General features: G+C 55.3%; 16 protein-coding genes. 5 read left to right on the top strand and 11 right to left on the bottom strand.

Going from position 1 to position 14313, the window contains the following annotated elements; all coding sequences use genetic code 11:
• Position 1 precedes the first annotated feature (1 nt).
• From era to Q669_RS00970, 7 genes are all read right to left on the bottom strand, one after another.
• The gene (gene era / locus Q669_RS01000) at positions 2-919 is read right to left on the bottom strand and encodes a GTPase Era (RefSeq protein WP_011785711.1); all 918 of its coding nucleotides are present in this window, start codon (positions 917-919) and stop codon (positions 2-4) included.
• On the bottom strand, positions 919-1608 hold the full coding sequence (rnc, locus tag Q669_RS00995) for a ribonuclease III (RefSeq protein ID WP_011785712.1): 690 nt from the start codon (positions 1606-1608) through the stop codon (positions 919-921). Before rnc ends, era begins: the two co-directional genes overlap by 1 nt.
• Positions 1605-1991, bottom strand: coding sequence for a DUF4845 domain-containing protein (locus Q669_RS00990; protein ID WP_011785713.1), 387 nt, complete (start codon positions 1989-1991; stop codon positions 1605-1607). Before Q669_RS00990 ends, rnc begins: the two co-directional genes overlap by 4 nt.
• Before the next feature lie 26 nt (positions 1992-2017).
• Positions 2018-2809: a signal peptidase I gene (lepB, locus tag Q669_RS00985; RefSeq protein WP_022990899.1), complete on the bottom strand. Its 792-nt coding sequence runs from the start codon at positions 2807-2809 to the stop codon at positions 2018-2020.
• Between the two features lie 12 nt (positions 2810-2821).
• On the bottom strand, positions 2822-4624 hold the full coding sequence (gene lepA / locus Q669_RS00980) for a translation elongation factor 4 (protein ID WP_011785715.1): 1803 nt from the start codon (positions 4622-4624) through the stop codon (positions 2822-2824).
• A 104-nt stretch (positions 4625-4728) separates the two neighbouring features.
• Positions 4729-7455, bottom strand: coding sequence for an EAL domain-containing protein (locus Q669_RS00975; protein ID WP_011785716.1), 2727 nt, complete (start codon positions 7453-7455; stop codon positions 4729-4731).
• Between the two features lie 225 nt (positions 7456-7680).
• Positions 7681-8589, bottom strand: a complete 909-nt coding sequence (locus Q669_RS00970; protein ID WP_022990898.1) for a LysR substrate-binding domain-containing protein — start codon at positions 8587-8589, stop codon at positions 7681-7683.
• Between the two features lie 159 nt (positions 8590-8748).
• Here Q669_RS00970 and Q669_RS00965 point away from each other — a divergent pair, with 159 nt between their 5' ends.
• The 4 genes from Q669_RS00965 to Q669_RS00950 all read left to right on the top strand — a co-directional run bounded on the left by Q669_RS00965 (position 8749) and on the right by Q669_RS00950 (position 11628).
• A complete protein-coding gene (locus Q669_RS00965; protein ID WP_227499515.1) occupies positions 8749-9867 on the top strand; it encodes an S-(hydroxymethyl)glutathione dehydrogenase/class III alcohol dehydrogenase in 1119 nt (372 codons plus the stop codon).
• 51 nt (positions 9868-9918) lie between these two features.
• Positions 9919-10770 carry an S-formylglutathione hydrolase gene (gene fghA / locus Q669_RS00960; protein WP_011785719.1) on the top strand — a complete coding sequence of 284 codons (852 nt, stop codon included), beginning with the start codon at positions 9919-9921 and terminating at the stop codon, positions 10768-10770.
• Between the two features lie 265 nt (positions 10771-11035).
• On the top strand, positions 11036-11230 hold the full coding sequence (locus tag Q669_RS00955; protein ID WP_011785720.1) for a type II toxin-antitoxin system VapB family antitoxin: 195 nt from the start codon (positions 11036-11038) through the stop codon (positions 11228-11230).
• Entirely contained in the window at positions 11227-11628 is a 402-nt protein-coding gene (locus Q669_RS00950; RefSeq protein ID WP_011785721.1) for a PIN domain nuclease, read from the top strand. Before Q669_RS00955 ends, Q669_RS00950 begins: the two co-directional genes overlap by 4 nt.
• Positions 11629-12119: 491 nt before the next feature.
• On the opposite strand, the gene Q669_RS00940 is transcribed toward Q669_RS00950, so the two are convergent.
• The 4 genes from Q669_RS00940 to Q669_RS00925 form a co-directional block, all read right to left on the bottom strand.
• The gene (locus Q669_RS00940) at positions 12120-12623 is read right to left on the bottom strand and encodes a hypothetical protein (RefSeq protein WP_022990895.1); all 504 of its coding nucleotides are present in this window, start codon (positions 12621-12623) and stop codon (positions 12120-12122) included.
• Between the two features lie 137 nt (positions 12624-12760).
• Positions 12761-13075, bottom strand: a complete 315-nt coding sequence (locus Q669_RS00935; RefSeq protein ID WP_022990894.1) for a hypothetical protein — start codon at positions 13073-13075, stop codon at positions 12761-12763.
• 100 nt (positions 13076-13175) lie between these two features.
• Positions 13176-13496, bottom strand: coding sequence for a hypothetical protein (locus Q669_RS00930; protein WP_022990893.1), 321 nt, complete (start codon positions 13494-13496; stop codon positions 13176-13178).
• A 117-nt stretch (positions 13497-13613) separates the two neighbouring features.
• Positions 13614-13799, bottom strand: a complete 186-nt coding sequence (locus tag Q669_RS00925; RefSeq protein ID WP_022990892.1) for a hypothetical protein — start codon at positions 13797-13799, stop codon at positions 13614-13616.
• Positions 13800-14181: 382 nt separating this feature from the next.
• On the opposite strand from Q669_RS00925, the gene Q669_RS19175 reads away from it, so the two are divergent.
• A partial coding sequence (locus Q669_RS19175; RefSeq protein ID WP_200861780.1) for a phage integrase N-terminal SAM-like domain-containing protein occupies positions 14182-14313 on the top strand: 132 nt, incomplete at its 3' end.

Here is a 14313-nt window from a genome sequence, read left to right as displayed (position 1 = left end):
CTCAGAAATCGCTCATGCCCAGGCTTTTCAGAGCCCTGTCGCTGTCAGCCCAGCCTCGCTTGACCTTGACCCAGAGCCGGAGCATCACCTTGGACCCGAACATCCGCTCCATATCAACCCGGGCTTCCTGACCGATACTGCGCAGGCGCTCACCCTTATCGCCAATGATGATTTTCTTCTGGCCTTCCCGTTCGACCAGAATCAGTGCCGAAACATGCAGGGTATTTCCCTGGTGCTTGAACTCTTCAATCTCCACTGCCACGGAATACGGCAGTTCAGCGCCCAGTTGGCGAGTGATTTTCTCCCGGACCATTTCGGCCGCCATAAAGCGTTCACTGCGGTCTGTGATCTGATCATCGGGGTAGAAGTGGACACTTTCGGGCAGGAAACGGCCAACAGCCGATTCCAGCGGCTCCAGATTGGTCTCTTTCAGTGCCGAAAGAGGAATGATCTCGGCAAAGTCCCGCTTTTTAGACAGAGCCTCCAGATGGGGCAACAACAGCTCCCGTTTCTCCAGCTTGTCGACTTTGTTGACCGCCAGGATAACCGGGCACTTTACCCGCTTGAGCTTCTCCAGCACCATCTCATCGGCACTGGTCCACGCCAGCTGATCCACCACGAAGACCACCACATCCACGTCGATCAGGGCGGACGCCGCCGCCTTGTTCATATAGCGGTTCAGGGCCCGGGGCTCATCCTCATGCATGCCCGGTGTATCGACATAAATGGCCTGTACCGGGCCCTCGGTCTTGATGCCCAGAACCTGATGCCTGGTGGTCTGAGGCTTCCGTGAGGTGATGCTCAGCTTCTGGCCAAGGATGTGATTGAGCAGTGTGGACTTGCCCACATTCGGCCGGCCGACAATGGCGACGAAACCACAGCGGCTTTCCGGGTTTTCCGGGCGGGTAATATCAGTCATCAGGAATTCTCCACACCCAGTTGCTTGAGTGCATTTCGGGCGGCCTGCTGTTCAGCAACACGTCGACTACTGCCAGTGCCGGTGGTTTTACGGTCCAGCGAGGGCAAGGCGCAGGACACATGGAAAGTCTGGTTGTGGGCCTCGCCGTCAACAGAAATTACTTCATAGCGCGGCAACGGAAATTGCCTGGACTGCAGGTACTCCTGCAACCGGGTTTTCGGATCTTTCTGGGTGTCCTGAATATCCAGGTTTGCCAAGCGCTGTTCAAACCAGCGTAACACCTGAGCCCGACAGGTATGAAAGTCGCTGTCCAGATAAATGGCCCCGATAATGGATTCCACGGCATCGGCGAGTATGGACTCACGGCGGAAACCACCACTTTTCAGCTCTCCCGAACCGAGCCTCAGATACTGGCCCAACTGAAATTCACGACCGATCTCGGCGAGGGTAACCCCCTTGACCATACGGGCCCGAAGCCGGCTCAACTGCCCTTCCCGGGCCTTCTCGAAATGAAGATACAGATATTCGGCGATCACCATGTTCACGATAGAATCGCCCAGAAACTCAAGACGTTCGTTATTCTGGTTGCCAAAACTGCGATGGGTCAGCGCCAGCAGAAGCCGCTCCGGTTCCTTGAACTGGTAGCCAATGCGGCGCTGAAGTTGGTCTAGGTCTGGTTGTGAACTCACTGGCCCTGAAACTCATACTCGTGCTGGAAGTGCACAACGGTGTCCACGTTCCGGAAGATGTTATTGCGAACCTCGTAATCCACCTTGATCACGACCAGTTCACCATTTTTTTCAACGGAGATGTTCTTTGGATCAAAACCGTCAACATTATTCACACTCAGGCGCTTGTTAATCAGGCTGCGCACCTGTGCAGGCCCCATCTGTGACAGGCCGTCGGTACCATCCAGGCTTTCCAGAGCCTCCTGGATGGTAAAGTCATCCAGGTAGGCCGGCCCGATCTTGATCGCCAGAGTCAGCAGGCCACCAAAGAACAGAGCCATGATCATCATCGTCAAAGCGCCGCCCTGCTGAGTGGTCAGGCCTGCGGGATAGTGTCTTCTCATCGTCTTATACTCCGGAACCATCAGAATTATTGGATGCCACCCACCCGATCAAAAGATGGCAGACTTGTCAGTGATTTCCAGTGCATCCAGATGGCAAAGGCCTTGCCCACCACCATCTCATCCGGCACCGTGCCCCAGAAACGGCTGTCGTTACTGTTGTCGCGGTTATCGCCCATGACAAAGTAATGGCCTTCAGGAACAACCCATTCTCCCTCACCGGAACCGCTCACCCGCCCCATGGTCAGGTACAGATCATGTTCAACCTCACCCAACTGTTCCCGCCAGCGTTCCATGGGGGGCAAGCGCGCAACGAAATCCCGGGGAACCGGCTCATCATTGATGAACAGTTGCTTGTTGCGGTAACGAATATGATCGCCCGGCAGGCCGACAACCCGCTTGATGTAATTGGTGGTGCCATCCTCAGGATAGCGGAACACCATGACATCACCCCGCTCCGGATCGCCGATCTCAACAATCTTGGTACCGGCCACCGGCAGGCGCAGGCCATAGGCGTACTTGTTGACCAGGATAAAATCCCCCACTTCGAGGGTCGGCAACATGGAGCCTGAGGGGATCTGGAACGGCTCGATCAGGAACGACCGAAGCACCAGGACTACCACCAGCACGGGGAAAAATGAGCGGCTGATATCCACCAGCCAGGGTTCCCGGTCCTCGAACTCATCGGCTGATTCGTCTACCTGGCCACCCTGCTCTGCGCCGGCAAGCCGACGCTTTCTCAGGAACGCGATGTCCGCCAGCCAGACCGCTCCGGTCACGAAAGTCAGAACCACCAGTACCAGTGGAAAATCAATGTCCATCCAGGTGCCTTTTTAGTTATCCACTTTCAATACAGCAAGAAACGCTTCCTGAGGCACCTCGACATTACCCAGCTGCTTCATGCGTTTTTTACCTTCCTTCTGCTTCTGAAGCAGTTTCTTTTTACGGCTGACGTCGCCACCGTAACACTTCGCCGTTACGTTCTTGCGCAGGGCCTTGACCGTTACCCGGGAGACCACCTGGGTACCAATGGCAGCCTGAATGGCAATATCAAACATCTGACGCGGGATCAGCTCTTTCATCTTCTCAATCAACTGGCGCCCTTTGCGGTGGGACAGATCCCGGTGCACAATCAGCGCCAGGGCATCGACACGATCCCCGTTGATCAGCACATCCAGGCGAACCAGGTTGGCACTCTGGAAACGGACAAAGTGGTAATCCAGTGACGCAAAGCCACGGCTGGCCGATTTGATCCGGTCAAAGAAGTCCATCACCACTTCCGCCATCGGCAGCTCGTAGGTGAGCTGTACCTGTGTGGACATGAAGTGCATGTTCTTCTGCACACCGCGCTTTTCTTCACACAGGGCAATGACATTACCGAGGTGCTCCTGGGGTACCAGGATGTTGGCCTCGACAATGGGCTCACGCATTTCTTCGATGGAACCAATATCCGGAAGCCGTGATGGGTTGTCCACCGACAGAGTCTCACCCTGCTTGGTGACCACTTCATAGATTACCGTCGGCGCCGTGGTAATCAGATCCAGGTCGTACTCTCGTTCCAGCCGCTCCTGAATGATCTCCATGTGCAGCATGCCCAGGAAACCACAGCGGAAACCGAAGCCCAGAGCATCCGAGTTCTCGGGCTCAAAGAACAGCGAGGCGTCGTTGAGGGTGAGCTTTTCCAGGGCATCCCGGAAATCGTCATAATCGTCGGCGCTGACCGGGAACAGACCGGCGTATACCTGGGGTTTGACTTTCTTGAACCCCGGCAGCATCGGGGTTTCTTCCGCAAACTTCTGGTGCACGATGGTGTCACCCACCGGCGCACCGTGGATATCCTTGATTCCCGCAACGACGAAACCGACGTCACCCGCTTCAAGCACATCAGTGTCGGTGGGCTTGGGATTGAAGACACCGACCTTGTCGGCGTTCCAGGCTTTCTTGGTGGACTTGATAACGATCTTGTCGCCTTTACGCAGTACACCTTCGGTCACCCGAACCAGTGACACCACGCCCAGGTAGTTATCAAACCAGGAATCAATAATCAGTGCCTGCAACGGCGCGCTGCGATCACCCTTGGGGGGCGGAATCTTTTTGATCAGATCCTCGAGTACATCCTCAACACCCAGTCCGCTTTTTGCACTGCAGCGCACGGCATCGGAAGCGTCAATGCCGATAATGTCTTCAATCTCCGCCGCAACCCGCTCGGGCTCGGCCTGGGGCAAATCCATCTTGTTCAGGACCGGCACCACTTCAAGGCCTTGTTCGATAGCGGTGTAGCAGTTGGCCACCGACTGGGCTTCCACACCCTGACCGGCATCCACTACCAGCAGCGCCCCTTCACAGGCGTACAGTGAGCGGGACACCTCGTAGGAGAAATCCACGTGGCCCGGGGTATCGATGAAATTCAGTTTGTAGGTTTCCCCATCCTTTGCCTTGTAGTTGAGCGTGACGCTCTGGGCCTTGATGGTGATCCCGCGTTCCCGCTCCAGATCCATGGAGTCCAGGACCTGTTCGGCCATTTCACGGTCTGTCAGGCCACCGCAGATCTGGATAAAACGATCCGCCAGCGTGGATTTACCGTGGTCGATGTGGGCAATAATGGAAAAGTTACGGATTCGGCTCAGTTCAGTCACAGACAATGATTACTCATATAAGACGTAGGATTGAGCCCGGAGGGGCCGCTACCGGGATCCGGGAACGGCGTGATTTTACCGGTTACAGGCCGCCATTGCCATGATCAGGAAATAAGCGGCTTCTCGTACTGCCGGATCAGGAATCCGATCAGGGCATCTTCGTCCAGCGGATAGCTGAACAGATTGCCCTGGCACTGGGCGCAACCGGCGGATTTCAGGAACGTCAGCTGCTGTAGCGTTTCCACCCCTTCCGCCACCACCGTCAGGTGCAGCTTGTGAGCCAGGGCGATCACCGCCGACGCCACATCGGTGGCACTGACGTTGTAGGGAATGTCGCGAATGAAGCGATGATCTATCTTGATCACATCCAGCGGCAACTGCTGCAGCGCCACCAGTGAGCAGGAGCCGGTACCGAAATCATCCAGAATCAGGCACACGCCCAGGTCGTTCAGCGACACCAGCAGTTCCCGCAGCATTCTCGGATCTTCATTGAGCAACTCCGCCGGCATTTCCAGCTCCAGCCGCTCGGGAGAAACGCCCGTCTCGGTAATCACCCGCCGGATCATGTCCAGGAAGCCGGAGTCCGTCAGCTGCCGCACCGAGAAGTTCACCGCCATCTTCAGCGACTCGAACCCGGCCCGTTCAAGTGCCTGGACCTGGATACAGGCTTGCCGCAGCGCCAGCTCGCCCAGGCGGATAATCAACCCGGTTTCTTCCGCCAGAGTGATGAACTGCTGGGCCGAGACCAGGCCTTTTTCCGGATGATGCCAGCGCAGGAAAGCCTCCACACCGATCACCCGCTGAGTGGCCAGATCCACTTTTGGCTGGTAGTGCAGAACAAACCGGTCGCCATCGAGTGCCGTGGCCAGCTCTTCCTGCTGCAGCAAGCGACGGGCGGCCTGGATGTTCATGGCCGGCGTGAAGAACTGATACGTGTTGCGCCCCAGTTCCTTGGCGCGGTACATAGCCAGGTCGGCATATTTCATCAACGCCCCGGCATCTTCGCTATCGTGAGGGATCATGGTGATACCGATGCTGACGGTCACACCTACCTCATGGTCGTTCAGTCGAATGCGCTGGCACAGGCGCCGCAAAATGTTTTCCGCCACTTTGCCGGCGGCTTCAGAGCCGCTGATCCGGGACAACAACACCACAAATTCGTCGCCACCGAGCCGGGCCACAGAATCTTCCTCACGGACACAGCCTTCCAGCCATTGCGCGACCTGACGCAGAAGTTCGTCACCGGCATCGTGCCCCAGGGTATCGTTGATGCGCTTGAAACCGTCCAGATCAAGGAACATCAGGGCTGCCGCCTCGCCACTTCGGCGACTGCGACGAACCACGTGATTCAACCGATCCCGGAACAGCTGCCGGTTGGCGAGCCCGGTCAGTGGATCGTAGAACGCCAGCCGGTGCAGTTCGGACTGAGCCGCCTTGAGCTGGGTAAGATCGCGAAGGCTCAGAACCACACCGTTGACGCCAGGCACCGAGAGCATCGCGGTGAAGGTGCCTTCCATATCACGCCATTGGCCATCGGCATCGCGCACCCGGGCACGCACCACTGGCATCTGTTTGCCCGGGGAGGCCATGGACTCTTCAAAGCCTCTTTGCAGGTGCGACCAGTCATCCATGTGCACCAGCTTCTCGAATTCCAGGGCTTCCACCTTGTCCGGATCGAATCCCAGGATGTCACGACTGGAAGGGCTGGCATAGAGCGGGCGCCCACGACGATCCATGACCAGGGTGACGTTGGCTGCACCCTCAGTGATGGCGCGATAACGGCCAGCGCTGACCTGGGCAATCAGCCGGGAACGAATCAGGGCCAGCACGAACAGCCAGAGCAGCAAACTGATGGCCAGGCCAGAGCCGAGAACAATAGGAGGCCGTGGATCGGCGGCGAGATAATCAAACGCCGGCGTGGAACGGGTCTGCAGCAGCCATTCCCGGCCACCGTGTCTGATGGTCTGGCTCATTTCAAAGCTGAATTCGTTGTCCAGCGAACCGAGATTGGAGCCATACATCAGGGTATCTCGTGCCACCACCCCGCTGTCGTAAATGCGCACATCCAGAAATGGCGATATCAGGCCAACAATACCGTCGATCAGGTTGTTCATCCGGAAGGCACTGAACACGTACCCGGCCAGCATCATGCGGCGCTCGGCCCGGATCTCCGGAATCTCGCCGCCCTGGAACACCGGGTAGTACATCAGAAAACCGGCCTGGTCCTCGGCAACCGACTCCTGCACCAGCACAACCTTGCCGGTGACCGTCGGGATAGCGTCATCCCGGGCCTGCTCCATGGCGGTGCGGTGGATGGGGTCACTGAAAGCGTCATAACCCAGCGCCTTGCGATTACGCTCGGTGCCCGGCTCCAGATAAACCATGGGATAGTAGTAGGGCCCGGTACCCAGCGGCTTGACCAGATAATTGTAAAGCCCCTCCGCCCGAACCGAGGCAATGTGATCGGCCATTTCGCGGACACCAATACGCTCCACGTAGCCGATACCCTCAATGCCAGGGTAATAACGATTGATATCGACGTTGTCGACGTACTCTTTCCACTGATCGCGTGTGACTTTACCGGTGACAGCAAACAGACCGGCACTGCCGGCAAGAACCTGTTCGTAATTGAGCAAGCGTTCTTCAATCGCGGTTTTAAGCTGCAGGGACTGAGTGCGGAATCGGGCCTCGGTGCGATCTTCAACCAGCCGGATGGAGACCTGCCAAAGCAATACCGTCGCAACCACAGACACCAGGAATACCACCCAGGCTATCCAGGAATTGCGCAGCTTCAGCAACTGACGGAGGGGAAGATCCTTTTTGGTCATCATCGTGTTCGGCCCATTCCATGACCCGGTTTATTGTCGAATCCGGCGAGTATAACAAAAGTGTTCTTGAACCCACAGTTTGGCCGACCGTTGGCGCTGAGGTGTGGCCTACAGCTTGGTCGGTGCTACTGACACCCTTGGCAATTCAGGCTGGCTTGCGGAGGTTCAGACGGGAGCTACGGTCGCAAAGCGCCGTTCTTTCAATACACAACCCCATCGGTTCATTGCCTAATAATCCACGTTTGCTGCGTCTAGCGGAGAACCGCCAGGTTTCAGGGATTCCGAAAGAAAATCCAGCAGCAGCCTTATCTTCGGCGACAGATGACGGTTATGGGGATACACCGCCCAGATACCGTCATCGTCTTCCTGGTAATGAGTCAGCACCGGAATCAACAGCCTGGAATCCAGTGCGCTCTGAACGTAGTAATCCGGTAGCTGAACAATGCCAATCCCCTTGAGGGCGGCATCAAGCAGGGCCCTGCCACTGTCGCAACGGATGTTCCCCGTTACCCGCACGTTGCGCGGCTGGCCCAATTCCTGGAAGCGCCAGTAATCCAGGTTTCCCAGCAGGCAGTTGTGGTTCGCCAGTTCGGACAACGAGTGGGGCGTGCCATGCGTGGCGAGATAATCCGGCGAGGCACACACGTATAGGGTTCGGGATGCGAGACGCCGGGCCATCAAGGTCGAATCCTGCAGCTTTCCCATGCGCACGGCAAGATCGTACCCCTCAGCGACCAGATCCAGTGTCTGGTTGGTAAGCTTCATGTCCACGTCGAGTTCGGGGTATCGCAAAACGAAGTCATTGACCAGCGGCGCAATGGATTTCTCTCCATAGGTCACCGGGGCAGTCAGCCTTAGTCTTCCTCGCGGGACCAGCTGCATGTTGGTAATAGAGCGTTCCGCCTGCTCCAGGGCGTCTAGTACCTGCCGGCAGTGCTGGTAAAAGATCTGTCCGGCCTCGGTTACCGACACCCGGCGTGTGGTGCGGTAGAACAACCGGGTGGCTAAACGGGCCTCCAGGGCACTGACCTGGCGGCTGACCTGTGCCGTCGACACGTCCAGTCGCTTCGCGGCACGCGTGAAACTCTCGGTTTCAGCAACCGCCACAAACTCGTTTACCCCTTCCCAGCGATACATGGTTTTCCCTTTTTGCTTTGCACCACCCGATTATTGCACACACGTAAAGGTGATTTGATAAAAACAGCGATTATCAATCAGAGGGCCACAAATACAATATGGCCTTCGTTTGGGCGTCCCGCCCTTCCTGAATGACCAATGGAGAACATTATGGCTGAGATGATCAAATCAAAAGCAGCAATTGCCTGGGGCCCCGGTCAGCCACTGTCGGTTGAAGAGGTGGACGTGATGCCCCCGAAAGCAGGGGAAGTAAGGATAAAAGTGATCGCAACCGGTGTATGCCACACCGATGCGTTTACCCTCTCGGGTGAGGATCCCGAGGGCAACTTTCCAGCCATCCTTGGCCATGAAGGCGGCGGCATTGTAGAGGCGATTGGTGAAGGCGTTACCAGCGTTGCCGTCGGCGATCACGTTATTCCCCTGTATACCCCCGAATGTGGCGAGTGCAAATTCTGCCTGTCCGGCAAAACCAACCTGTGCGGGAAAATCCGCGAAACCCAGGGCAAGGGGCTGATGCCCGATGGCACCAGCCGCTTCTACAAGGACGGCCAGCCCATCTATCACTACATGGGCTGCTCGACCTTCTCCGAGTACACCGTTCTGCCGGAGATTTCGCTGGCAAAGGTCAACAAGGAAGCCCCGCTGGAAGAAGTGTGCCTGCTGGGCTGCGGCGTAACCACCGGCATGGGCGCGGTCATGAACACCGCCAAAGTGGAAGAAGGCGCTACAGTGGCCATCTTCGGGCTCGGCGGCATCGGCCTCTCCGCGATTATTGGCGCGACCATGGCCAAGGCGAGCCGAATCATTGCCATCGATATCAATGACAGCAAATTCGACCTGGCACAACAGCTTGGCGCAACCGACTGCATCAATCCCAAAGACTATGACAAGCCGATTCAGGAAGTGATCGTTGAACTGACTGACGGTGGCGTGGATTATTCCTTCGAATGCATCGGCAACGTGGATGTCATGCGGTCCGCACTGGAATGTTGCCACAAGGGATGGGGCGAGTCGGTCATTATTGGCGTTGCCGGGGCAGGCCAGGAAATTTCCACCCGCCCGTTCCAGCTCGTTACCGGTCGCGTCTGGAGAGGATCCGCCTTCGGCGGGGTCAAAGGCCGTTCCGAGCTACCCGGCATTGTTGAACGCTACATGCAAGGGGAGTTCAAGCTGAATGATTTCATCACCCACACCATGGGCCTCGATGACATCAACGAAGCCTTTGAGTTGATGCACGAAGGCAAGAGCATTCGCAGCGTTATCCATTTCGACAAGTGATGGTGAGGGCGGCCCGCCACTTCGGCGGGCCGCCCCGCAACGGAGTGTCCAATGACCCTTGAAAACCTGAGCAGTAACAAAAGTTTTGGTGGCTGGCACAAACAGTACAGCCATCCGTCCGAAAGCCTTGGCTGCGCTATGCGCTTCGCCATCTACCTGCCACCGCAGGTTGCCAACGGACAGAAAGTGCCGGTGCTTTACTGGCTTTCCGGCCTCACCTGCACAGACGAAAACTTCATGCAGAAAGCCGGCGCCCATCGCGCGGCTGCAGAACTGGGCATGGCCATCGTGGCACCGGATACCAGCCCCCGGGGCGATCACGTTGCCGACGATGAAAGCTACGATCTTGGCCAGGGGGCGGGCTTCTATGTAAACGCGACCGAAAGCCCATGGCATCCCCACTACCGCATGTACGACTATGCTCTCAATGAGCTGCCTGCACTGATCGAATCTGTTTTCCCGGTAACGAATCAACGCTCGATTGCGGGCCATTCAATGGGTGGTCATGGCGCCCTGGTTCTGGCTCTGCGCAACCCGGCGCGGTACCAGTCCGTGTCGGCCTTCAGCCCGATCAGCAACCCGGTAAACTGCCCATGGGGCAAAAAGGCCTTTACTGCCTACCTGGGCAAAGACAGCTCGCGTTGGGCCGAATACGACGCCAGCCTGCTGATGCGGGATGCAACACAGTTCGTACCGGCACTGGTCGACCAGGGGGACGCGGATAACTTTCTGACTGATCAACTTCGGCCAGAGGCGCTTGCGGCCGCAGCCAGCACCAGCAATTACCCGCTGGAGCTCAATTTCCGGGAGGGCTACGACCACAGCTACTTCTTTATCTCGAGCTTTATCGAGCAGCATCTGCGATTTCATGGCCGACATCTGGGGTGTGGCTCAAATTATTGATATCGAGACAGACTGGGCGTAGGTTTTTCAGAGCAGTGGGAAATTGGCTCATATTGCAGCGGGGGGAGTGTTCGCTTTTGTTGAGTCTTGCCGGGGATGTGGACGTTCGCGAAGCGAATATTCAGACTAGGGGTAACGCCCGGCTCACGCGCCGGTTTGGAGCCGTGTAGCGGCGGAAAATCGGTCGCTGTGCAGCCGATTGTTATGTTTTCCCCAAAGTGCTAGATTGTGTATAGAGCTAGATATTTATACACATAGGTGCCATATGAGAACGAACATCGTCATTGACGACCAACTGATGGCCGAAGCCCTCAAAGCTTCCGGCTACGAAACCAAAAAAGAGGCCGTTGAGCAAGGCCTGAAACTTCTGGTCCAGCTTAGCAAGCAGCAGGAAATTCGAAAGCTGCGTGGCAAAATTAAGTGGGAAGGCGACCTGGATGAAATGCGGAGCGCCGGATGATACTGGTGGATACCAGCGTCTGGATCGACTATTTCAACGGAGTCAAGAACCCGCAGACTGACCTGTTGGATGCCTCAATAGTCCAAGGATCCGTCGCTATCGGCGACCTCATATTTCTGGAAATCCTGCAAGGCATCCGCAACGACAAACACTATCGTCAGACCAAACAGAGCCTGCTCTCGCTGGAACAGTATGAAATGTTTGGCAAAGACATGGCACTTGTTTGCGCGGACAATTATCGGGCACTCCGCAAAAAGGGCATCACAATCCGAAAAACTGCCGACGTCATCATCGCGACCTTCTGCATAGAGAAAGAGCTACCACTGCTGTTTCTAGATCGCGACTTTATCCCTTTTGTCGATCACCTTGGACTTGAGCCTGCTCTGAGAGAAACATAACGCTTGCAGCATGCGTGCCTACGGAATGGAGCCGAAGGCGCAATGTAGTAGGCGTCGCCGTGCCTGCGTTAGTTATGTGCTGAGCAGCTCATTCTCAAATTCGACGACTGACACAGTTTTGTAATCGATCCGATTTATTAGACTTGCCGCTTTCTCAATCTTTTCCATGGGCAACTCATTTAAAAGCTGCGGGATTTTTGGAAAAGTAGCGACCAGTGGATATGTATTCCGAACATCAACAACTTGAATATAGACCGTACCGCACTCTGCGGCGCACTCGAAACACCGCACCCAAGCGTAGCTGGGCACTTTAACTTCTCTGAGTTCTTTTCCACAGTCCGGACAAAACTTCACCATCTAGAATCATCCTTGAACACATAACGCTTGCAGCATGCGCGCCCATGAAATGGAGCCGAAGGCGCAATGTAATGGGCGTCGCCGTGCCTGCACTGGTTAAATTCTTTTCCGAACATGGGCTTAGTCTCAATCCACTACTCTCCGTCAAGAGAATGGCCAATAACTCCCCATCGATCACCATCCCTTCGCATGTTGATTTGACCACTCTTAATGACATACCCCTCGTCCGCAAAGGGCGAGTGCGGATATACGGATGCGAAATCAATTTCTTCGTCAAAATAAAACCGTATAAAAACTTCCTCGCCGCCTTCGCGCTCCGAGATTTCGGCCCCCTCGTTCAATACGCCCCGCTCGGCGATTTCCGCATTTTCTCTTGGCGCGCTTTGATACATGAAGTCCATCATTGCAGAGCCGGAATCCAGTTTCTCGCGCGCATCCGAATGCAAAAACTGACCATAAATGTCCTTGCTCGCGCCATCTTGAACGTACTTCACGTAAGCTTGCGCGAACGCTAGCGGTGACTGTTCCGAAAACACCTCATCTGGAATAGCCTGTTGGCCAGAACCACTACCGGAACTATCACACCCGTAAAGAAAAAGCGCGAATGAGAACAGCGCGATCCGAAATAATCCTTTCATTTTTCTCCCTTTTTATGGTTTTAAAGCCAACTCCCCATGCGGTTCGGGCATGAGGTTTGTGAATTTAACGCGAAGGTAACCGGCCGCTTTGGAGCGCCAGCGGAAAAGCGGTCCGGTTGACCGCCTGGTTAAAAGCTCTAGGCGCCATAGCCTGGAATCCAGCGCTCTTGATCTATTTCAGATAAATTCCCGCGCGCCAAAAGGCTCCAGAGAGCTATGACTTTCTCTTTTGAGACTCCAGCCATGTGCTTTGGCTCACCATCTCCTGCCACGTTCTCCCACACGACCAACCCCGAAGAAAGAGCTGACAGGCACCATTCGGATTCATGGGTAAGAGACACATCGGTATGCTCGCCATCCGCTGTGGCAAGCTCGTCATACAGATTTGGCAATGAATCAAGTGGGAAATTCTGCTCTGCGTTTCCCATCAGATGGTTAACCCAATAAGCCATGCGAACTCCTTTGCCTTTTAACGCCGCCAACAGCGGCCGAGTGTAGCGAGGTCCAGCGCATGTAGTGCGCGATGCTGCTTGGCCTTGTTACATGGCTTGTTCATTGCTGCATGTAGCCTTTGAATTCTTGAAGGCTGTTTGCAATTTTAATTGCTGCATCTGGCGCCATGCCTATACACGGCATGTAGAACACTTCGCATGATTCATTTACAACCAGAAGCTCACCGCCACCATTGCCACCGAAGGTTAAGAAGCCAGGAGCATACTCTGCGAGCTGATAATCACGATTGAACTCTTCCAGTTCTTCTGGACGCCACAAGACATACCACTCTGGTTCTACTGAGAGTTCACCTTCGAGGAAGCCCTCATCTAGCCAAAACTTCAGAGTTTGTTTGATAGTGTCGAAATTCATGTTTGCCATTTAACGCCCAAGCTCAGTTGCCGCCGGAGCGGATGAAGTCCGCGTAGGGAACCCGAAGCGCAGCAGCGCTTTGGGCGGTCAGCTGCAGCGCTTCGTTATGCGTATCTCTGAGTTGAGCTACTGAAGCTCATCTGGCTGAAAGCGAGTAATCACGTCAGCTGTTTCCTCGACGCGGAGTCGGATATTTACGGTGTTGGATACCTCGGAATAAATCGAAAGTACCACGGCACTCATACCATCGTTAGGACTGCTCGGCTTGTCGATAATTACTTCCATACCGACCTGAACGTCTTGCAACCTCATGATGCATCCTTTGTGTCTTGCATTTACACCGCCGTATAACAGCTTATTGGTTTGAATTCTTATTAAACCGCAACGCCACCACCCCGTCCAAAACTGAGTCACGGCCCGGATAATCTCGACTTTTCAAACCCTTACCATCCGGCTCCCAAGCGCTTTTCCTGTCTTGCTTCTGTGAAAAGTTTGCAAGCAAGTTATTGTTGCACGTTTCTGCAAGTGAAATCCAAAAGGCCAAAAATTTCCGTCTCTAAATCAATGGGCTACTAGGGTGCTCTGTGAAAAGTGTGCGGTCTTATGCAAATCAAACCGCAGAATTTTTGGCATTCCCGAGGCTTTTTCATTATAACTGTATACATATACAGCACTCAGCCACGGAGGGGCGACTGTGTCAAAATCACCGTTTCTGCAATCGGTTCGCACAGAAATCAGGACGAAGCAGTACAGCTATCGAACAGAGAAAACCTATCTCTACTGGGTCCGCCAGTTCATTCTGTTCTGTAGTGGCATAGTGAATCTG

Origin of the sequence: Marinobacter sp. C1S70 (assembly GCF_000475355.1) — a bacterium.
In the GTDB taxonomy this organism is placed as follows: Bacteria; Pseudomonadota; Gammaproteobacteria; order Pseudomonadales; family Oleiphilaceae; genus Marinobacter; species Marinobacter nauticus.
The sequence above is the reverse complement of the archived record's forward strand: the minus strand, read 5'-3'. Positions and strand labels throughout refer to the sequence as shown.